Below are 21,651 nucleotides of genomic sequence, written 5' to 3'. Positions count from 1 at the left end.
AGTATTCAAAATACTGGGCGAACGATACCGTAACAGAAGAAAACGTTTTGGATTAAGAGTAAATTTAATCGCTGGCATTTACAATTATGAATTATATGCCTTTTTCAATTAATACAAGAGGTCTAATACCCGATACCATCTAATGCTAATATTATCTGCCCGGCAGGGTGGCTATGCCATTTGGTTCTGGCGCCGGGTTCAAAAATTACACTGCCTACGGCATTTGGGTTAAGACTGTCCGCATTAATTAAGCGGTTCAGCCACACGGTACCGGCAAAGTTGTCATTTGTTATCTTTTCTCCTTTTGCAAAGACCGGACCTTCCGGTTTCGGTTGCCCCGCCGGGTTTTGTTGTTTACAGGACAGCATCAACGTTCCCCAAAAAAGTGACATCACTATATTTTTAAGATCCTTCATTTTTAAATTTTAAAGATTGGTTTTATAAAACTTCACCAGTTTATTTACTATCTGTGATACATACTCCGGTTTCCAGTAAGTTTGTATATGGGTAGCATTTTCAACAACAAACAGCTCCCTGCTCTTTGCGTTGATTGCTTTGGCAAATGCTTCGTCTGTCATATATTTTGTGTCAGCTTTGCTTCCTGCGATCATCAACAGGGGTTGGTTAATCAATTCAATCTGGTTTGTTGCGTCCCATGTCATCAGGTTTAGCAAACTACTCATGGTGTATAAAAAGGTTGAGCCGGGACATACATATTTTCTATAATAGTATTCATATCCCTCACGATACAGATCGGTTGAAGTTTTTGCAATTTCTTCATCTGTTATGCTTGCTACACCTGCATAGATGATTTTGCCACCTGCAGCTTCCTGTTCGCGGGCCGCTGTTGCCCGTTGCAGGCGCTCCTGGATGGTGTTTACCTGTGAATTCATAAAACCGTTCCGTCGTACTTCGCCTGAATTGAACATACTTAATGTAGCAACTGCTTTAAAACGTTTATCGCTTTTGGCTGCGGCTAATGTATAACCACCACCACCACAAATGCCTAAAACGCCCAAACGGTCTGCATCAACCCCCGGATATTGCGTAATAAAATCAGCCATGCCATGGATGTCCTCAATTCGGTTTGCAGGTTTGTCCGTATGGCGTGGCTCTCCGCCACTTGCTCCCTGATAGGCAGCATCTGCGGCGATAGTAATATATCCCTGTCCGGCTAACTGTTGGGCATATGAGCCAGCAACCTGTTCTTTCACGCCTCCATTAGGATGCGCTACCACTACAGCAGGATATGTTTTTGAGGCATCGTAATCTGCAGGTGTATAAACATTGGCGGCAATATCAATCCCGTTCAGTTTATAGGTAACAGGATGAATATTCACTTTTCCTTTTTCATTTTTAGTTATTGCCCCATCATATACCAGCGCAAAAGGATTTTGTAGACGCTCCTGTTGGCCGGATTGCGCATGCACCATATCTGCTCCTGCTATGGAGGTTACTATTGCAACTATTGATGTGATCTTTTTCATGTTTAAATATGCTGATTTCATTGCTTGTTTTTTAACACTTCTTCTAAAACCTTATGTGCTGATCTTGCTTCTCTTTTCCCTATTGTTGCTTTAATTACAGTTACAAACTGCTTCAGTTGTTCGGGAGTTAAACCTGTATTCAGGCAAATAGATAAATGTGAGCGCAACATGGGTTCTGCATTACCAATAGCGGCCATTACAGAAATCGTTACTAATTCTCTTTGGATACAGGTCAATACATCGCGTTCAAAAATATCGGCAAACAAATGTTCTTTCAAAAAGATGTCTATTACCGGTGCGAAAGCTGAATAGCCTGTAAGAATTTCGGGTTGTGGCGTTTTGGTCAATTCTTCCAAAATCCTTTTACCACGCTCATACTTACTACCGGTTTGGTCAATGGGCGAAGCATCGCTGCCGGGGCTATCGGCAATGCCTTTTGTTTTCCGTTCATCAAGTACCTGCATAAATGTTTGCAATCCCCTGATACTGCGCGGAAATCCGCAATAGGCATACAGGTGCACCAATACTTCTTTTATTTCATTTACCGTTAGCCCGGCATCAAGACCCGTATTCAGTGCTGTTTTTAGTTCGTACGGATCGCCCTTTGCAGTTAACGCAGCGATGGAAATAATACTTTGTTCTTTATGGCTTAATGCATCTTCTGTTGTCATTTCCTGCCGGGCATTTACATTACCCGTTATACCAACTATTGCTATAAGTAGTAGTATTGCTTTCATATAGTGTCGGTTTAATTTTTTATGCTGATTTTCTGCAACCATTTCTTTACTTCCGTTTGCACCTGTTTTTCTTTTTCGCCCTTCATTACATACAATATTCCGTCACGTTCCACACCGCCTTTCGTGGAGAACCCGTCTAACACCATACTGTTCGGGCATAATTGTTTTACTGTCTGAAAACTGCTGCCGATACCGTAACCCCCATTTGTATTGAATGGGATTACGGTTTTACCGCTTAAATCATATTCGTGCAGAAAACTTTTAATTGGTGGTGGTAGCTGCATTCCCCAGGTTGGGAAACCGATAAATACCATACCGTATTTTTCTATACTATCAATCTTTGTTTTGAGCGGTGGCAAATATCCGGTACTGTTTTCTCTTACCACCTGATCTACCATAGTCTGGTAGTGTTCGGGATATGGTGTTTCTGATTCCAGCGCTACTAATTTGCCCCCAACGTTTTTATGGATGATCTCGGCTACGGCCTTTGTGTTTTTGGTTCGGGATAAATAAATGATCAGTATATTTTTATTTTTCAGTAACTCAGCTTTTTCTTTTTCCACGGTTTGTGCTTTTGAGCAACCGGAAAGTATGAATATTGCTGCCGGTATCATCACACAAAATCTTATTATCCTTTTCATCATAGCTCCTTCTAAAGACACAAAGTTCTAAAGAGCGATAGAACTTTATGGTATACAGATTACGGAGATTACTACCAATATTACTGATTGACGAAAGATCTGAACAACAGGATAGATAACGCATCTGAATATATGCATACTTTATAGCAGGGTGGCTACGGCATCTAATCCAGACCTTTTTCCTTAAGCCATTTGCTCATCAAATCTGAAACTTCTATGTTATTCAAATCTGAAAACGGAAAATGCGTATTCCCTTTAAGCCCTGCTTCTGGCAGATGTACCACGGTTACATCACCGCCATGGCTGTTTACCGCATCTCTCCATAACCTTGCCATTTCCAAACGAGCTCTCCATCCATCTGCACCGGGATTGTCAGATAACGTTTCCGGAATATTATCTCCATAATAGATCACAATAGGAATCTTAGTAAGCAACATAAAGTCATTCATAGGCACACTTGCGGCTTCCAGTGCTCCTGCAGAGCTGGGTATGGGTTCGGGAACCCCGCCTTCTGGAAACACAAAACCGCTGCCGGGTTCATAAGAAATTATAGCTTTTACATTCCGGTTTTTAATAGCGGTAAGCCAGCCCATTCCCCCCGAATGTGAATGTGTAACAAGAATGCCGGGGCCGATTTTATCAAACAGTGCAGCAACTGCATTGATATTTACATTGTAATCAATGGGACCTATACTGGGCGTCATAGAGCGAAAATACTGGTTCAGTGTTTCCGGGTCTTTTGAAAACTGCACACCGGGAAAATAGTCCGGCCAGATACCAAGCCGGAATGTTCCAAACCAGTTTTGTTCATCGGGAGTGGCTTCAATAACGGCATTGGTCGTACTCCTGCCTGCATTACCGCGCCGTGGCTGATCCAGTAAATAAACACCAAACCGCCTGCGTAAAAATATATTCTGATAACCCTCGCGACCGTCCGGTGTGGTTTCCCATGTTTTGGAAAATTGCCCGATACCATGCCACATCACTAATGGATATTTACGTGCCTTCACCGGAATCTGGTAAAACACATAAGCATGATCGCCATGAAATGTTTGTCCTTCAGGGGTACGTTTAACCGGGTCGTATTTTCCGGGATTGGTGATTACCGTTCCACCTACAGCAAAGCTCCCTTGCTCTTCAATCACCAGCGGCTTCTGCTTTATACTTTTCTGCGCCGGAACCGATATACTTATTGTCAGCAAAAAGCATGCTATGCCCCAATTGATCAATATTTTCATTAAAATTGGTTTTAGTGGTTTACTGTATTATTGTCCAGCGTCATCAGTCTTGTAAAAGACAAAGAACCGAGCTTCCATGCGTCATTTACTTTTACATACACTTCGGTAACTATAAACGGGTTGGTTACTTCATTACCTCCTACTACTGCCAGGAGTGTGATCCTGTTTAAAAGGATAGCAGTATTCCCGATTATGTTAACGGACGCATTATGCACATCGGCTTTCTTATACCATATCCCCCCGATTTTGATCACGTCAAGTTCACGTTGCTTTCCCCATGAGCCACCCATGTGTACATACACTGATTTATCATGAAATAAATCAGCCAGTTCATCCACATTTTTCTCTGCCATCCACTGCCATTTTTTCTTTGAAAGATCAAGCAGTTCCTGCTCTGCTTTTGAAATATTGCCGGAAGTATTTTCCTGTGCATACAACCCTTGCATGCTTGCTATCAGCAGCAATCCGAATAAAACATATTTCATGTGTATAAAAGCTATCAGCCTTCAGCTATCAGATGTCAGCCCTTATGCGTCTACGGTTTGTGTGCAATCAAACGCGTGCCGATGGCTGACTACTGATTGCTTATGGCTATTTGATGTATAATATTACTTACCAACCCTGTTCTGTAAATGTTGAGGGTATCTTGCTCCGACAACTTCAATATTCGCTGCTGCTTCCTCAATGTTCTGTATATCTTCTTTGGATAACGCTATATTCACCGCTCCCACATTTTCTTCCAAACGATGCATTTTAGTTGTGCCCGGAATAGGAGCAATCCACGGCTTTTGCGCTAACAGCCATGCCAGGGCAATTTGAGCAGGCGTGGCGTTCTTTGCATCCGCAACAGACTTTATTAAATTTACCATTGCCTGGTTGGCTTTCCTGTTTTCTTCGGAGAACCGGGGTACGGTGTTCCGGAAATCAGTTGGATCAAATTTTGTTGTCTCGTTAATAGCCCCTGTTAAAAATCCTTTGCCCAGCGGACTGAATGGTACAAAACCAATTCCCAGTTCTTCCAGCGTGGGCAGTATTTCTTTTTCAGGTTCACGCCACCATAAGGAATATTCGCTTTGCAATGCTGTAACCGGCAATACCGCATGGGCTTTTCGGATACTTAGTACGCCGGCTTCACTCATTCCAAAATGCCTTACTTTACCTTCCTGGATCAAATCTTTTACCGTGCCGGCTACATCTTCTATCGGCACATTTGGATCAACACGGTGCTGGTAAAACAGGTCAATCACATCTGTATTCAAATGTTTTAATGAAGCTTCTGCAACAGCCCTGATCCTTTCCCGCCGGCTGTCTACACCTTTGGAAGCGTCGCCCTCTTTAAAACCAAACTTGGTTGCGATCACTACTTTATCCCGGAAAGGTTTTACTGCTTTGCCTAAAAGCGCTTCGTTGACTCCCTGGCTGTAAGCTTCGGCGCTGTCAAAAAAGGTAACGCCCAAATCATACGCCTTCTGGATGAGCGCAATGGCATCTGCTTCGCTGGCTGCTGGGCCGTAACCAAAGGTCAGCCCCATACACCCTAATCCTAATTCGGAAACTTCTAATCCGTTTTTACCTAATACTCTTCTTTTCATTTTCTTGTTTATTTACTTGCCGGATACCCGGTAGTATAACGCTCACCTATAACCTCCACACCCGACAAATCGTCTGTTAATTCTTTCAATTCCTCAGCAGTAAACCCGTAGGTCACCGCCTATATATTTTCCTGTAAGTGCGCCAGTTTGGTTGTGCCCGGAATAGGAACGATAAAAGGCTTTTGCGCCAATAACCAGGCTAAACCTACCTGTGCCACCGTCAACCCCCTCTGATCGCCAAATGCTTTCAAAATATCAATAATGGCCCAATTCTTAATAACTGCTTCGGGTGCATATCGGGGCATAGATACCCTGTTGTCGTTTTGGGGATTATACTTTGTACGCTCGTTGATATAACCGGAAATAAAGCCACGGGTTAACGGACTATAAGGTACAAAGCCAATTCCCAGTTCTTCACAAAGACTTAATACCCCATTTTCGGGGTTGCGCGTCATTGCGGAATACTCACTCTGCAGGGTTGTTATGGATTGTACTGCATGAGCCTTACGGATGGCGTCTAAACCGTCCTTGCTGGTATTAAAATCCCTTTCGCTCATGCCGAAGTGTTTTACCTTTCCTTCAGCAATAAGGTTTTTTACCGTTCCTGCGACGTCTTCAATGGGCACATTAGGGTCTATCCGGTGCTGATACAATAAGTCAATATAGTCTGTCCGCAAGCGTTTGAGCGAGTTTTCAACCGCTTTTCTGATAGTTTCCGGACGACTGTCAAGGCCTTTTTCCGGTTTACATTCTGCAAATCCGAATTTTGTGGAAACAAGTACTTCTTTACGGATTGGTTCAAGCGCCTCTCCAACCAATTCCTCGTTTAAAAAAGGACCATAGGCTTCAGCAGTATCAAACAGGTTAACGCCAAGCTCGGGAACCTTGCGTATCATCTTTATCATAGCCTGCTTATCCGGGATAAAGCTTCTGTGATAGCTCATGCCCATACAGCCCAAACCCAATGCGGAGACTTCAATACCATGATCTCCCTTGCCTAATTGGCGTTTAGAACTGTTTTTGTTATTCTCATCAGTATTGAAAGCTGCATCGCTGTTTTTCCTGGTGTTACAACTTTGCGTAAGCCCTAATGATCCAAACGCTATTGCAGAGGTTGTCAGTGCCCCAGCGCTAAGAAATTTGCGGCGATTTAGATTTGAATTACCCATACCCTCATTTTTGAATCAATTATTACATAGACAAAATTCGTGACCTCCATCCAGGTTACGGGTATACAGATTACTGTTTTTACTACCAATATTACTGATATGCAACCGGCATGGGCCAAAGGATAATATGAATATGTACTTTAGTGGTAGTAAAAGCAACAGGTATGAACAATGTGATTAATTTTAATACGGTTGATGATTATAATAAATTCAACAATCACGAAACCCTGCATCCGCTGGTGAGTGTGATTGATTTTTCAAAAGCGCACAAAAGAACAGGCTCTAAAATGAACTTTGGTTTATTTTGTGTTTTCCTGAAGGATGTAAAGTGCGGCGATTTGAAATACGGGCGTGCAACTTATGACTACCAGGAGGGGACATTGGTTTTTATATCTCCCGGGCAGGTATTGGATGTGGAAAATAAAACAGACCTGTACCAGCCAATAGGCCACGCATTGGTTTTTCATCCGGAGCTGATACGTGGCTCTTCGCTTTCTAAGGGCATTAATGAATATAGTTTTTTTAGCTACAATACCAATGAGGCCCTGCATTTGTCGGCCAGGGAGCGCCGACTCGTACTGGATGTGTTTTCAAAAATTGAAACGGAATTGCAACACCCGGTGGATAAGCATAGCCGAAGATTGATTGCATCTAACATTGAACTGTTCCTGAATTATTGCGAGCGGTTTTATGACCGCCAGTTTATGACCCGGGAAAATGTCAATAAAGGAATCCTGGAAAAATTTGAGGAGTTGTTGAACGGCTATTTTTCATCTGACAGGCCAATGGAAACCGGACTGCCGTCTGTTGCCTATTGTGCCGATCAACTCAATTTATCTGCCAATTACTTCGGCGATTTAATTAAGAAAGAAACCGGGAAATCTGCGCAGGAGTACATTCAGAACAAGATTATTGATGTTGCTAAGGACAAAGTTTTCGACAGCAATAAAACCATAAATGAAATTGCCTTTGAAATGGGCTTTAGATACCCGCAACATCTTACGCGCCTGTTCAAACAAAAAACAGGAATGACGCCCAATGAATACAGGTCCTTAAATTAAGGGATCATTTTAAAACAATTCAATACGATATTGTTCTGTAATCAGTATTAGCCCGGGATCTTTACTGCAATATATATTGCCGGTTACTGTTTTACGGCACCGGGTCATACCCATGCCCGCCCCAGGGATGACAACGGCTTATGCGTTTAACTGTAAGCCATAGTCCTTTTATCAACCCATGTTTTTTAAATGCTTCAATGCCATATTGCGAGCATGTTGGTGTAAACCTGCACTTGGGGCCAAGCATGGGAGATATAACAACCTGGTATAGCCTGATCAGCCAGATAAAAGGCAGGCTAAGTATTTGGAGTATTTTTTTCATCCATTTTTTGAATAAGTCTTTCCAAAATTAAACTTAGTTTTTCATGGATCTGTACAAAAGACGGCGATTCCTTCCCAACAAATACAAAAAAAACATTGAGGTGTTTCTGCTTATTGATCAGTAATTGCTGAAGTGTATTTTTTTGCAGCCTGTACGCTTCGCGGGTAATTCTTTTTATCCTGTTGCGGTCAACGGCTTTCTTAAAATTTCTTGTACTTACAGCTACGCCCATCTGCAGCAGCAGGGCATCATTGCCCGGCTCAACTGTATAATATACTTTAAAAGGATGAATAAAGAAATTATCACCGGCATTGAATAGTCTTTCTATGCTTTTACGGCTTTTTAACCGCTCTGTTTTTTTTAAAGTAAATTTCTTTGCCAATAGTATACAAAAATAGCCCTGAAACAGGGCTATGAATGATTTTTATTGAAATGATCCGCACTAAAGCAAATCACAGGCTATATTATTTTGCTCCTTTCTCGTCGGAAATAGTAAGCTTTTTACGGCCTTTTTTACGACGGCTTGCCAATACTTTGCGGCCGTTTGCGGTTTGCATACGTTTACGGAAACCATGTACTGTTTTACGACGGCGCTTATGCGGCTGAAATGTACGTTTCATTTTATTTTACTTTTTCACTTTTTGAATAATAGCCCGGAGAAGCGGGCAGTTTTCAAAGCCATTTACCTTTTGCAGACGGGTCACCACACCCTTTCCGCCCAGGCTGGATGAAAGGACGGCAAAGGTAAGGGTTCACAACCATATTTCAGGTATTTTTTCATGGATTTCGCTTTTAAGGTGTATTTCAATTTTTTGTATGATAAAATATGCCAGGCATAAGGTATAACCCCTCCGGGTCTGTTTGATTACCATGAGTAAAGGTTAATGCGTACGAACTTTGTAAACTTCGCAATTTTTTCGGCATGGTGATGCTAAAGGATTTCTTTAGTGTGAAGATTAAAACTTTGATTGCATAATTGCAAAGTGTCTTGTTCGGGAATACCGGCACGGTTGAAGTTAGATACCTAACTATGAAATCCCCGGGCATTTTTTTTCGTAAGTTTTACCTCGTCCATATCGGCGTGTTTTGCATGAGTTTTCCTGCCTAAAAATATCGTAGCGTGTGCGTCAAAATCTGCCGGTGAATCTGTGGTAAAAAACGCCAGCTTACCCTGCCTGCTGCATCTTTCTTCTATTTCAGGGTGGCGAACCAGGTAATCCTCAAGGCTGTCTGCCACAATCTCTCCCTGCGATAAAAGGCTGATTCCTTCAGGTAAAAACTGCTGTATTTTATGCTTCAGCAGGGGATAATGCGTGCAGGCAAGCAATATGGTATCTATGTTTTTTGATTGATCAAGAAGCGCATTCAGGTCTTTTTCAATAAAATAATCAGCGCCTTTACTATTATGCTCATTATTCTCCACCAACGGCACCCACATAGGGCAGGCCTGCTGAAATACGGTTACCCCAGGGTAAAACTTATTGGTTTCAATGATATACGACTCAGATAATACAGTACCTGCTGTTGCCAGTATACCCACCTGTTTTGTTTGGGTATAATCACCAATTTTTTCTGTGGTAGGGCGAATTACGCCCAGCACACGGTTGCCGGGAGCTATTTTGGGAAGATCATTTTGCTGTATGGTGCGCAATGCTTTGGCAGAAGCGGTATTGCAGGCCAATATTACCAGCGGGCATCCTTTGTTAAAAAGCCATTGCACACATTCTAATGTATAATGGTAAACACTTTCAAATGAGCGGGTACCATAGGGCGCACGGGCATTATCACCCAGATAAACATAATCGTACTGCGGCAGTTTTTTTATAATCTCTTTCAAAACCGTTAATCCGCCGTAGCCGGAATCGAATACACCAATAGGCTGTTGATTCATACAACAAAGAAACGGCTTCTTCTAAATAAACATTCAGGAATTAAGAAAATTAAGAAAAGAGCCTTAATGCACCTTAACTTCTTAATGGTTTTCAAAACAGATATTGTTGTTACGAATTAATGCGGTTCCCGTTAGTGTGTGGCAAATAAAAAACCGCTCCTTAACGAGCGGCTGGAATATTTTTGTGCTTCTTCCTTCATGCCCTGGTTGGTGTATCCACTAATCAGCAACAATTTTAAATATACCAAAAAGACGCTCTTTTCAGAACGTCTTCATATAAATATTTTTAGGTAAGACTTATTTTTTTGCTCCGCCTGTTGCCGGTTCTGTGGCTGCCGGAGGCAGCTTAACCCCCAATTTTTTAGCTACCAAAGGCAGGAGATCATCAGTTTGGGGAGCAACGAGTAAAGCATCCTGTTTAAATACCCAGGTATACCCGTTTTCTTTAGCAACTGTATTGATCAGTTCATATGCCTTGGAGAAATAAGGCCCATATACTTCACTCTGTTTACGCTGTAATTCACTTTGCATGAACTGGTCCCAGTTCTGCAAAATTTGAGCATATTGCGCTGCTTCGTTTTGAACAGTTTGTTTAATAGCTGCAGGTGTAGCGGGTGATTTGGCTATTGAATCTTTACGTTTGTATTCATTTAAATAAAACGGTAGAGCGTTTTCAAGCGAATCTTTACGAAACTTCTGCAAAATGGAATCCGCCTTCTTAATATCAGGCAGAATATATACCACATCTTCAATGCTGGCGTGCCCGAACTTATTCTGGGCATTCGCATAGTTTCCAATCAATACCAGTGCAAAACTTGCCGCTACCAGGGATAAAACCTTTTTCATATTAATTTTAATGTGCTTTTAATTGTATGTTTAGATGAAAAAATGATTCAGTTAGTTTGGTTAATAAAAGCCTTTAACATTTATTTAGATGCCCCAAGCATTTTCAAAATATCTTCGCTGCGGTCTAATTTGGGGTCGGCAAAGATAACGGTAATTCCTTCACTTTTGTCTAAAATAAAATCGTAACCTTTTTCCACAGCCAGCTTCTGCACTGCATTATAAACCTTATCCTGTATGGGTTTTATGAGTTCCTGCCGTTTTTTAAACAGATCTCCCTCAAAACCAAAACGTTTACGCTGCAGATCACGCAATTCTTTTTCTTTATTAAAGAGTTCATCTTCTCTTTTCTTCTTTAAATCATCACTCAGCATTACCTGTTCGGCATCAAAATCCCTGTACATTTTATCGAGATTATTCTGTAAGCCATCCAGCTCTTTTTGCCATGCGGTACTGAACTGATCCAGTTGTTTCTGCGCTTCTTTATATTCCGGAAGTTTATCTAAAATGAATTTGGTATCAAGGATAGCATAGCGTTGCGCATTTGCCGCAACAGCAGCAAAACATATGCAGGCAATAAATAATAGTTTCTTCATAAACGTTATTTTAAAAGTTATGCTGAAAATACACTGTAAAATACAGCATTGCTCTCAAATATTATTCCGGTTCAAAGCCAAGCATAAAGGTAAACCTTGTTGCATCTTTAAAGGTTGCCCCCGGAACGGAAAGGCGGTCAAGCCCAAGTCCATAGTCAAATCCAAGCAGGCCAAACATAGGCAGGTAAAATCTTGCGCCTAAGCCTACAGAGCGGCGTAAGCGGAAGGGATTCCAGTCTTTAAACTCATACCATCCGTTTGCTGCTTCAAAAAAGGCCAAACCATATATTGTACTGCTGGGATTAGTAGCAAAAGGATACCTTAACTCCATTGTATACTTATTAAATATAGTGAAGAAGGTTGTGGTAGATTGCTGGTCGGGGTTAATGGTTGGATCAGAATTATTATACACAGGATAGCCTCTGTGTGCAATGATATCATAACCCAAAATACCAAAGTTGTTGGTTAAGCCGGCGTCACCCACCTGGAAACGTTCAAATGGTGATATGTCAAGGTTTTTGTTATACCTGCCTATAAAACCATATTTAGCCGCGAACTTCAACACAAATTGCCTGTTTTTTTCTTCGCCCGATGGTCTGCCCAATGGCACATACCACTCTGCGTTTACACGCCATTTGTGGTACTCAACCAGCTTATATTTATTTTCTGTATTCTTAAGACTTGTTTCGCTTCTGAACAAAGAATATGGTGGTGTAAATGCACCACTGACCATGAAGCTGGACCCGCCTGTTGGGAATATAGGCTGATTTATAGATGAACGTGATAAAGTAAGCTTCAGGTTTACAATGTTTGAAGTTGCGGTTGATAAACCAGCAAAGAAGCCCGGGTAATTCTTTAATTTATACTGCGTGTAATTCAGCGCGTATATCAATGTAAAATAATCATCCGGCCACTTTAATTGTTTCCCCAAAGAAATAGACGCGCCAAAAGCTTTAAGATAAGATGAATCGGCTCTTTCGTTGGTATACCTATACGTATAAGGATCCCATGCGTTAGCATATTTAGAGCTATACAGGCTTACTGTAAATGAATTTCTTTTTTTGCCACCCAGCCATGGTTCTGTAAACGAGAAGTTGGTTGAGCGGAAATAGCGACCGTTAGATTGGAAACGAAGACTCAGCTTCTGTCCGTCACCTGAAGGTAGCGGGCTCCACGAAGATTTTTTGAAAATATTGCGGATAGAGAAGTTGTTAAATACAACGCCCACAGTGCCTGTTAAGCCTATACCACCACCCCAGCCGGCGCTAAGCTCTAACTGGTCAGACGATTTTTCTTCAAGCGTGTACCCTATATCCACAGTTCCATCATCTGGATTAGGTACAGGATTAATACCGATCTTTTCCTGGTTAAAGTATCCCAGGTTAGCAATTTCCCTTTGAGAACGGATTAAAAGATCCCTGCTGAACTTATCACCAGGCAAAGTCCTTAATTCCCTTCTTACCACATGTTCCTTGGTTTTATCATTACCGGAGATGGTTACTCTTTTAATAGTAGCCTGTGGTCCTTCTGTAATGCGTATCTCATGATCAATAGTATCGTTGTATACAGAAGTTTCAACAGGGTCTACACGGAAAAACAAATAGCCATTATCTGAATAAAGGCTGCTCACATCACCGCCGCCATCAGCAGAAAGCTGCTTGCCAAGGCGTTTGTTTAAGGTTTCAATATTATATACATCACCTTTTTTAATGCCCAGAATTACGGACAATAAGGAATCAGAATATTTTGTATTTCCTCTCCAGGTCACATCTCCAAAATAGTACTTATGTCCTTCGTTTACTTTTAAAGCCACGTTAAGGTTACCTTTTTTGCTATAGAAAAGTGTATCTTTTTCAATAACTGCATCACGGTATCCCATGGAGTTGTAGTATTCCAGTAATTTTTCTTTATCCTCGCGGTATTTCTTCTCATTAAATTTAGCGGAACTGAAAATCTTAAACCGGAAATAAGGATCTAAATAATCGAGCGTTTTTGTAGGAGATAAATATCCGTAATTTTTTATGTATTCCTTAAAGGAAATGGCTTCTTCATTACCATAAGGACTCTGCGTTTTATCTTCATAAAGGGTAAGTCTTGTTTTTTCTTTGGTACCCTTTAATTGCTTTTTCAATTTAAGATCGCTAATATTTTCATTACCGGTGATCAGCACATCATTTATCCTCACCTTAGCGCCTTTCTCCACCACAAAAATCAAATCAACGCCATTGGTATATGCAGTATCAGGTCTTTCTATCACATTTACGGATGCGCCCTGGAAACCTTTATCGATATAAAATTTCTGAATGGCTTCAATAGCGTTTTGTTTTCTAGCTTCTGTTACAACCTGGCTTGCCGTAATAGCAATTTTTTCTTTAAGATCAGTTGCTTCAGCTTTTTTTACACCTCTGAAAATCACTTTTGATAAGCGGGGGCGTTCTACCGCCGCAATCTCCACCCATATTCTGTCGCCTTCAACTTTAGTAATGTATACTTCAATGTCGGCAAATAAATTTTGTCCCCAGAGTTTTTCAATAGCCTTTGAAAAATTATCGCCTCCGGGTATTCTTACTTCATCACCCACATTTAATCCTGAAATAGAAGTAACGAGATTGGGATCAAAGTACTGGGTGCCTGTAACTTTTATTTCGGCTATTGTATATTTTTTGGGAATGGTTTGATTGAATATACCCATTAACGCAGGGTCAACTGAGGTAGTTGGTATTGTATCATTTACCTGTGCGTTAGTTTTGGTTGAAATAAAACTTAATCCAAGTAAAATAGTGAAAATCGTGCAGATTTTTTGCATCCGTTTTTTAAGTTTCGCCCGGCAAATTAACGGGATTAATTAAAATGGTTTGTTAAAACAATTAAGGATTACAGCAGCTAATGCGCATCAGTAGCGGCATTGCCTTTTATTTGCTCTCCTGTTTTTCCGAATCTCCTTTGTCGTTGTTGAAAATTAATAATTGCTTCATATAAATGTTCCTTCCGGAAATCAGGCCAACGCGTATCTGTAAAATACAACTCAGCGTAAGCAAGCTGATATAATAAAAAATTGCTTATCCTGAATTCGCCGCTTGTTCTTATCATTAATTCCGGATCAGGATATGCACTTGTTGATAAATAATTTCTTAAAGTATGCTCACTGATCTGCCGGGGAGCCAATTTTCCAGCCTGTACATCAGTGGCAATAAGTTTTACGGCATTTACCAGTTCCCAACGTGAACTATAGCTTAAAGCAATAATCAGCGTAAGCCCATCATTTTTACCTGTTAATTCAACGGCTTCAAGCAGCTCTTTGCTGGCATATCCGGGCAGCATATCAATATTGCCGATGAGCTGAAGGCGGATATTGTTTTTATTAAGTGTACCAACTTCCTGGCGGATGGTATCTGCCAGCAGGATCATTAATCCATTTACTTCCGGTTCAGGCCTGTCCCAGTTTTCAGTGCTGAAAGCATATAAGGTGAGGTATTTTACACCAAGTTCTGCTGCACCCTCAACAATATTGCGTACACTTTCCACACCATGATAATGGCCAAACAGGCGGTCTTCTCCTTTTTCCTGCGCCCATCTTCCATTACCATCCATTATAATGGCAATATGCTGTGGTAGCCTGGATCTATCAATTTTATCCATCAATGACATCGGTACAATTTAAAAAAGTCAGACATCATCTGACTTGCGGCGCAAAGATATAAAGATTAGGCAGGAATGAGCCAGCAATTTTGCCTGGTCATCAATCTGCCGGAATTTCCTATACAGATGCCTTGTTTTTCCCGAAATACTTGCAGGCTTGCTGTAAACCACATATTTCGCATTTGGGATTACGGGCGACACAGATATACCTGCCATGCAATATAAGCCAGTGGTGTGCTTTGTGGATAAGTGCTGCCGGAATATGCTTAATCAACTGTTTTTCAGTAGCCAGCGGTGTTTTGGCATTGCGGGTAAGCCCTATCCGTGCTGATACCCTGAAAACATGGGTATCTACCGCCATATTAGGTTGTTTATCAACCACTGAGGTAATTACATTAGCTGTTTTTCGTCCAACACCCGGCAGGCGAACAAGTTCATCTACGGTTAATGGCACTTCGCCATTAAAATCCTTTACCAGCATATTTGCCATGCCGATCAGGTGTTTTGTTTTGTTATTGGGGTAAGAAATGCTCCTGATATAAGGAAAAAGCTCTTCAAAATCTGCCCTGGCAAGTGTTTCAGGATCGGGGTAACGCTGAAATATTGCAGGTGTAGTAAGATTTACCCGTTTATCGGTGCATTGAGCAGAAAGAATAACTGCTACCAACAGTTGGTAAGGGTTATCGTATAATAATTCCGTTTCAGCTTCGGGAACATGTTGCTGAAACCAGGAAATAACGAAATTATAGCGTTGCTGAAGCGTCATTTATTAAGGAAGCGAAGATATTAAATGAGTGTCGCTTGTCCGTAAGAAAAAGCAGGTAATATCACACGTGGATATTCTTCTATTAAACAGCATATGGAAGATACTCGTATTACTGATTAACCTGATACATCCTGTGCATATCAGTCATATCTGTTTTATTGTATTTGGTATGCTTAACGAATGTCTGTTGTACAGGATTTCATCGCACAGACAATATCCGGATTACCATTGATATTAATATCCCAGGGAAATAAAAAAACTTATGTGTGTTGCTCAGGCTTGAGATAAATACACATAAGTTTTAGTAGCAAAATTGCTAACGAGTTGATTTTGAAAACTTACTGATGCTCTACTTCTTTGCTTACTCCCGCATAATTCAATAAAGATTGAATAACAGAAGGCCTTGGAGACTGAATCATAGAATTGAGTCCGTTAGCTGCTTTTTTAATAGCTTCAAATTTTTCACGAAGTATCCAATTCGTATCCAAAGCGTGCTTAATAGCTGCTGTTTCTTCTGCTGAGGTTTCTTTGTATAAGTATCGTATCATGTTTTCAGGCGTATAAATATCCATAAGCAATCCATTTAGACTGTCATCAAATCAATTAAATAAAAAACTCTACGGTTTAGGAGGATATTTAGATTCTTGTACGGATTTAACGGCGTTTGTCCAAAAGGCGGGATTAGCTTATGCCATATAAAACGAGGTAGTGAAAGTAATATTGTAAAAAAGCAAAAAAATTTAGTACGGCTATTTTTCGTCTATAATGAAAAGATCTTCATTATCCTTTTTCATCATATATCTTTCTCTTGCCGCTTTTTCTGTGGATGCAGGGTCGCCCTTTAATTCAGAAAGCTCCTTTTTGAGGGCATTCACCTGTTCAGAATAATAACTTTTCCCTTTTTCCAAATCTCTTAGCTCACTTCTTCTTTCCATCTGCATAAAAATATCATTATGGTCAAAAAACAGCAGCCAAACCACAAACCCTGTTGCGGTAAGCATATATTTATTTTTTAACCAGCCTGGTATTTTTTTAAGCAAATCCATATTAACTGTTTCAGGTTGCAGGTTACTGGTGTTGAACACACTAACCTGCAACCAGTAACTTTTCTATTTACCAAATATAGCTTTTCCATTGGGATAAATGGCGTTTTCACCCAATGCTTCTTCAATTCTTATCAACTGGTTGTACTTGGCCAGGCGGTCGGTTCTTGACGCGCTGCCTGTTTTTATTTGCCCGCAGTTCAATGCTACTGCAAGATCCGCGATGGTTGTATCTTCTGTTTCACCGCTGCGGTGGCTCATAATGGTAGTATAACCGCTTGATTGCGCTAACTGAACAGCATTGATGGTCTCTGTAACTGTTCCTATCTGGTTTACTTTGATCAATATGCTGTTGGCAATACCTTTATCAATACCTTCCTGCAGGCGTTTTACATTGGTTACAAACAGGTCATCACCTACCAGCTGGCATTTTGAACCGATTGCGTCAGTCAGCTTTTTCCAGCCTGTCCAATCATCTTCAGCCATACCATCTTCAATAGATACTATTGGATATTTATTTACCCATTCTGTCCAGTAAGCCACCATTTCATCGCTGCTGATGGTTTTACCGCTGCTTTTATAGAATTTGTAGGTTCCTTTAGCTTCGTCAAACATTTCGGTGCTGGCAGCATCCATCGCTATAGCGATTTGCTCGCCTGCTTTATAACCGGCTGCATCAATTGCCTGTAATACGGTTTCAATAGCTTCTTCATTGCTCTGAATATCCGGTGCAAAACCACCTTCATCGCCCACGTTGGTGCTGTAGCCCTTTTTCTTTAAAACTGTTTTAAGGTTATGGAATACTTCCACACCCCAGCGCAGTCCTTCACTGAAGTTTGGCGCACCTACAGGAATGATCATAAATTCCTGGAAATCGATTTTGTTATCTGCATGCACACCGCCATTTAAAATATTCATTAATGGCATTGGTAATACGGTAGCATTTACACCGCCCAGGTATCTGTACAATGGCAAATTGCTTTCCTGCGCAGCAGCTTTGGCAACAGCCATTGACACCGCAAGCGTAGCATTAGCGCCTAGTTTCGCTTTATTAGGAGTGCCATCAATTTTAATCATCAAATTATCGATATAAGCCTGTTTGGTTACATCAATACCTATCAACTGATCTGCTATAATATCATTTACATTGGCAACAGCTTTTAATACTCCTTTCCCCTGGTATACTGATTTATCACCGTCTCTTAACTCAACAGCCTCGTGTTTACCCGTAGAAGCACCGGAAGGAACTGCAGCCCTGCCTACCAAACCGTTTTCTGTAATTACATCAACCTCTACTGTCGGGTTTCCGCGGCTGTCCAGTATCTGCCTTGCATGTATATCTGATATAAAGCTCATGTGTAGTTATTTTAAGTGTTAATTAAGTATGCTAAATATGTGCAAAGAAAAGGTTTTCAGTTTTTGCTGCAAAAATTAAGTGAGAGAATTGGAGATTTGAGATTGGCGTATGAGAGAGGGAAGCGTTTGGGGAGTTTGGGGTTTATAGTTTGAGGCTTGTAGTTAATTACACAGGTTCTTTACTTGTTTAAAATTAAACAGCCTGCTATATTGAGCAGCATCTTTGCAGAGCCGGCTATGTGCTTCGCCTATTCTTCTTTGGAGAGACCCGTAAAGTCCCGGGGTGTTGTTTTTGTCAACGTCTTAAAAATATGCTCCAGGCTTTGGCTTTCGCTGCGGATGCCGGTGATATTGAGATTATGCTGCAAAGCTCTTTCAATAACATGCCTGCGCAATTGTTCGGGACTGATAGTTGATAATTTGTATTGATTGTTTTCCAAAAACTGTAAGGCAGCGATTTCTGCAATACCTGCAAAAAAATCCTGCGGGGCGGGAGCAGAAAATTCAATAATAATATGGTGAGCAGCATTATTGCCCGATTGCAGGTTAGTGAGCGTATCGTCAGCAACCAACTCACCTTTGTTGATGATCACTACACGATTGCACACTGCTTCCACTTCCTGCAGAATATGAGAAGAAAATAGCACAGTTTTATCCTGTCCCTGCCGGCGGATGACTTCCCGTATTTCTATGATCTGATTTGGATCAAGGCCAGTTGTTGGTTCATCCAATATCAATACTTCGGGTTCGTAAATTAAAGCAGCGCCTAACCCAACCCTTTGTTTATATCCCTTTGAAAGCTGGCCTATTTTTTTTGTTCTTTCCGGGCCAAGACCAACCAGGTCAATAGTTCTGTTGATGGCCTTGTGCTTATCAGCAACTTTATGTACGTCTGCAATAAAGCCTAAATATTCCTTTACATACATATCATAGTACAAAGGATTCGATTCCGGCAAGTATCCGATTTTTTTCCTGGTATCAAGAGAATGGGTGGCTATATTCATTCCGCATACCAACGCTTCGCCGGATGTTTGCTGCAGGTAGCCGGTGAGTATTTTCATAGTGGTGGATTTTCCTGCGCCATTAGGACCAAGAAAACCTACTATCTCTCCTTTATTAACAGAGAAAGAAATATTGTTTACAGCTTTTTGTTCGCCATAAACTTTGAAAAGATTTTTTACTTCGATAGACATCCGGCAAAAATAATAAGTCCGTTTTACATTATAGTCTCACGTTTCACTATCTCTTATATTCTTCCTTCCACGCATACCAGCCAAAAATCATCAGTCCGATAGCTATCGGGAAAAACACTGCAATAAACACCCCCCACTGAATCTTGGTATCAATAACGGGATGATGCGCTATTTGTTGCAAAGCGGTTTTAATCAAATAGTATAATGCCACAGGGCCAAGCAGCATCCATATTATGCCGAGATATTTTTTTAACAGGTTCATTTGATTTTAGCTTTGAGCTGTCAGCGATCAGCTGTCAGCGGGTTAAAAGTTAGAAAGGTTTCTGGTTGCAAGTTTCAGGTAGGGCACGAGCTTCAAACGCGGTTCTGTCGTTTTACATTTCACGTCTCACTAATTTACTACCTGTCTGCCGGCAGGCAAGTTGCCTATTCACCTGTCACTTTCGCTCACAGCCGATAGCTGACGGCTGATAGCTGCCAGCTAATCACTCACATCCGGATCAATCTTATTGCTCACATATAATGCGCCTATTACAAAGCATATTGCCGAAACAATAATAGGATACATTAAACCAACCAGCTTATCGCCGGTGTTGATGGTAGTAAGTAATAATGCGATAAATGGTGTTAACCCGCCAAACACACCATTGCCTATATGATATGGCAACGACATGGAGGTATATCGTATTCTTGTTGGAAACATTTCAACAAGAAAGGCGGCAATAGGGCCATATACCATCGTTACAAAAATCACCTGCACAAATACCAGGAAAACGAATGTCCAGTAAGTGCCTGCGGGTAATTTTTTATCAATATACATTACAGGTGCCTGTGCTACAGGTTTTGACAGGTCAGCAAATACGGTATCCACATTTTTCTGCGTGTAGGCGTAACCGTCAGTAAATATTTTTTTTACAGATGTTGTGGTGATGATATTATTCGCCACAGTATCTCTTTTTATCTGCGGCTCTCCGGCAGATGTCGGTGTAATTGCCTGGTAGGCTGTAGTATCAGACAAAGAAAGAAATTGTTTGTAAATAGGTTTGTAGAATATAATAGCGAGCAGCATTCCTCCCAGCATTATCCATTTTCTTCCCACTTTATCGCTCCATGAGCCAAACACCACAAAGAATGGCGTGGCAAAAAGTATAGCCCATATCAGTATGGTACGTGATTGGCCGAAATCAATTTTACAAACAGTTTCAATAAAATTCTGCGCATAAAATTGCCCGGTATACCAAACCACACCCTGCCCCATAGTAGCGCCAAACAATGCCAGCAATACCATTTTCAAATTGGCTTTGTGTACAAAGCTTTCTTTCAATGGATTTACAGATGTTTTTCCTTCGGCCTTAAGTTTGGCAAACAAGGGTGACTCATTCATTTTTAGCCTGATGTAAATAGATACTATGACCAGCAGAATAGAAACCAGGAAAGGAATACGCCAGCCCCAGTCGTTGAACTTTCTTATTGAAACAGCGGGATCGCTATCTAAACTTTGTCGCACCAATAATATTACACCCAGCGATACAAACAAACCAAGTGTTGCAGTGGTTTGTATCCACGAAGTATAATAGCCCCTTTTGTTGGCTGGCGCGTGTTCTGCCACATACGTTGCTGCGCCACCATATTCTCCTCCTAATGCAAGCCCCTGCAGCAACCGCAATATCAATACAATGATGGGCGCTGCAAAACCAATGCTTTCGTAAGAGGGTATTAATCCTATGGCAAAGGTTGAGCCTCCCATAATAATCAGCGTTAACAAGAACGTGTATTTGCGGCCTACTATATCACCCAATCTTCCAAATACTAAAGCGCCAAACGGGCGTACAATAAAGCCTGCGGCAAATGTGGCTAATGTAGAAAGCAATGCAGCAGTAGGATTATCCTTCGGAAAAAACTGGCTGGCAATAACCGTGGCAAGACTACCGAAAATATAAAAATCATACCACTCTATTAAAGTTCCGACTGATGAGGCTCCGATAATTTTCCAGATACTTTTATTTGACGTAGACATTTAATGCAATCGATTGAAGGGTTGAATATACTAAATATGTTTATCCGAAATTTCATTTTT

At 41.0% G+C, this 21,651-nt stretch carries 24 protein-coding genes; 1 reads left to right on the top strand and 23 read right to left on the bottom strand.

Going from position 1 to position 21,651, the window contains the following annotated elements; genetic code table 11:
• Nucleotides 1–122 precede the first annotated feature (122 nt).
• From DC498_RS26610 to DC498_RS24730, 8 genes are all read right to left on the bottom strand, one after another.
• A complete protein-coding gene (locus DC498_RS26610; protein ID WP_240628094.1) occupies nt 123–416 on the bottom strand; it encodes a hypothetical protein in 294 nt (97 codons plus the stop codon).
• 9 nt (nt 417–425) lie between these two features.
• Nucleotides 426–1,508: an alpha/beta hydrolase gene (locus DC498_RS24760; RefSeq protein WP_240628093.1), complete on the bottom strand. Its 1,083-nt coding sequence runs from the start codon at nt 1,506–1,508 to the stop codon at nt 426–428.
• Entirely contained in the window at nt 1,505–2,224 is a 720-nt protein-coding gene (locus DC498_RS24755; protein ID WP_116876811.1) for a carboxymuconolactone decarboxylase family protein, read from the bottom strand. Before DC498_RS24755 ends, DC498_RS24760 begins: the two co-directional genes overlap by 4 nt.
• Nucleotides 2,225–2,235: 11 nt before the next feature.
• Entirely contained in the window at nt 2,236–2,868 is a 633-nt protein-coding gene (locus DC498_RS24750) for a flavodoxin (RefSeq protein ID WP_240628092.1), read from the bottom strand.
• Nucleotides 2,869–3,029: 161 nt separating this feature from the next.
• On the bottom strand, nt 3,030–4,103 hold the full coding sequence (locus tag DC498_RS24745; RefSeq protein WP_116876807.1) for an alpha/beta hydrolase: 1,074 nt from the start codon (nt 4,101–4,103) through the stop codon (nt 3,030–3,032).
• 11 nt (nt 4,104–4,114) lie between these two features.
• The gene (locus DC498_RS24740) at nt 4,115–4,588 is read right to left on the bottom strand and encodes a nuclear transport factor 2 family protein (RefSeq protein WP_116876806.1); all 474 of its coding nucleotides are present in this window, start codon (nt 4,586–4,588) and stop codon (nt 4,115–4,117) included.
• 123 nt (nt 4,589–4,711) lie between these two features.
• Complete coding sequence (locus DC498_RS24735; protein ID WP_116876805.1) at nt 4,712–5,695, bottom strand: aldo/keto reductase; 984 nt, start codon at nt 5,693–5,695, stop codon at nt 4,712–4,714.
• A gap of 119 nt (nt 5,696–5,814) precedes the next feature.
• Nucleotides 5,815–6,864 (bottom strand): aldo/keto reductase, encoded by a 1,050-nt coding sequence (locus tag DC498_RS24730; protein WP_165813955.1) that lies wholly within the window; start codon nt 6,862–6,864, stop codon nt 5,815–5,817.
• A 164-nt stretch (nt 6,865–7,028) separates the two neighbouring features.
• Between DC498_RS24730 and DC498_RS24725 the strand changes: the two genes are divergently transcribed.
• A complete protein-coding gene (locus tag DC498_RS24725; protein ID WP_116876810.1) occupies nt 7,029–7,925 on the top strand; it encodes a helix-turn-helix domain-containing protein in 897 nt (298 codons plus the stop codon).
• Nucleotides 7,926–8,016: 91 nt separating this feature from the next.
• Here DC498_RS24725 and yidD read toward each other — a convergent pair whose 3' ends face one another.
• From yidD to DC498_RS24650, 15 genes are all read right to left on the bottom strand, one after another.
• Entirely contained in the window at nt 8,017–8,247 is a 231-nt protein-coding gene (gene yidD, locus DC498_RS24720; RefSeq protein ID WP_116876804.1) for a membrane protein insertion efficiency factor YidD, read from the bottom strand.
• Nucleotides 8,222–8,629 (bottom strand): ribonuclease P protein component, encoded by a 408-nt coding sequence (gene rnpA / locus DC498_RS24715; protein WP_116876803.1) that lies wholly within the window; start codon nt 8,627–8,629, stop codon nt 8,222–8,224. The genes yidD and rnpA overlap by 26 nt, the downstream gene beginning before the upstream one ends.
• 82 nt (nt 8,630–8,711) lie before the next feature.
• Nucleotides 8,712–8,867, bottom strand: coding sequence for a 50S ribosomal protein L34 (gene rpmH / locus DC498_RS24710; protein WP_116876802.1), 156 nt, complete (start codon nt 8,865–8,867; stop codon nt 8,712–8,714).
• Between the two features lie 404 nt (nt 8,868–9,271).
• The gene (murI, locus tag DC498_RS24705; protein WP_116876801.1) at nt 9,272–10,138 is read right to left on the bottom strand and encodes a glutamate racemase; all 867 of its coding nucleotides are present in this window, start codon (nt 10,136–10,138) and stop codon (nt 9,272–9,274) included.
• 297 nt (nt 10,139–10,435) lie between these two features.
• Nucleotides 10,436–10,984, bottom strand: coding sequence for an OmpH family outer membrane protein (locus DC498_RS24700; protein ID WP_116876800.1), 549 nt, complete (start codon nt 10,982–10,984; stop codon nt 10,436–10,438).
• Between the two features lie 80 nt (nt 10,985–11,064).
• A complete protein-coding gene (locus DC498_RS24695; protein ID WP_116876799.1) occupies nt 11,065–11,577 on the bottom strand; it encodes an OmpH family outer membrane protein in 513 nt (170 codons plus the stop codon).
• A 61-nt stretch (nt 11,578–11,638) separates the two neighbouring features.
• Nucleotides 11,639–14,383: a BamA/OMP85 family outer membrane protein gene (locus DC498_RS24690; protein ID WP_116876798.1), complete on the bottom strand. Its 2,745-nt coding sequence runs from the start codon at nt 14,381–14,383 to the stop codon at nt 11,639–11,641.
• 77 nt (nt 14,384–14,460) lie between these two features.
• Complete coding sequence (locus DC498_RS24685) at nt 14,461–15,225, bottom strand: isoprenyl transferase (protein ID WP_116876797.1); 765 nt, start codon at nt 15,223–15,225, stop codon at nt 14,461–14,463.
• Nucleotides 15,226–15,334: 109 nt separating this feature from the next.
• Nucleotides 15,335–15,982, bottom strand: a complete 648-nt coding sequence (gene nth, locus DC498_RS24680) for an endonuclease III (protein ID WP_116876796.1) — start codon at nt 15,980–15,982, stop codon at nt 15,335–15,337.
• 338 nt (nt 15,983–16,320) lie between these two features.
• The gene (locus DC498_RS24675; protein ID WP_116876795.1) at nt 16,321–16,554 is read right to left on the bottom strand and encodes a hypothetical protein; all 234 of its coding nucleotides are present in this window, start codon (nt 16,552–16,554) and stop codon (nt 16,321–16,323) included.
• Between the two features lie 177 nt (nt 16,555–16,731).
• Nucleotides 16,732–17,028 carry an FtsB family cell division protein gene (locus DC498_RS24670; protein ID WP_116876809.1) on the bottom strand — a complete coding sequence of 99 codons (297 nt, stop codon included), beginning with the start codon at nt 17,026–17,028 and terminating at the stop codon, nt 16,732–16,734.
• Between the two features lie 63 nt (nt 17,029–17,091).
• The gene (gene eno, locus DC498_RS24665; RefSeq protein WP_116876794.1) at nt 17,092–18,381 is read right to left on the bottom strand and encodes a phosphopyruvate hydratase; all 1,290 of its coding nucleotides are present in this window, start codon (nt 18,379–18,381) and stop codon (nt 17,092–17,094) included.
• A gap of 248 nt (nt 18,382–18,629) precedes the next feature.
• Nucleotides 18,630–19,574: a gliding motility-associated ABC transporter ATP-binding subunit GldA gene (gldA, locus tag DC498_RS24660; protein ID WP_116876793.1), complete on the bottom strand. Its 945-nt coding sequence runs from the start codon at nt 19,572–19,574 to the stop codon at nt 18,630–18,632.
• 46 nt (nt 19,575–19,620) lie between these two features.
• A complete protein-coding gene (locus tag DC498_RS24655) occupies nt 19,621–19,836 on the bottom strand; it encodes a DUF6814 family protein (protein WP_116876792.1) in 216 nt (71 codons plus the stop codon).
• 219 nt (nt 19,837–20,055) lie between these two features.
• Nucleotides 20,056–21,591, bottom strand: a complete 1,536-nt coding sequence (locus DC498_RS24650) for an MFS transporter (protein ID WP_116876791.1) — start codon at nt 21,589–21,591, stop codon at nt 20,056–20,058.
• Nucleotides 21,592–21,651 lie beyond the last annotated feature (60 nt).

This window comes from Terrimonas sp. (genome assembly GCF_003075435.1).
GTDB lineage: Bacteria > Bacteroidota > Bacteroidia > Chitinophagales > Chitinophagaceae > Agriterribacter.
This window is presented reverse-complemented; position numbering and strand designations above follow the sequence as displayed.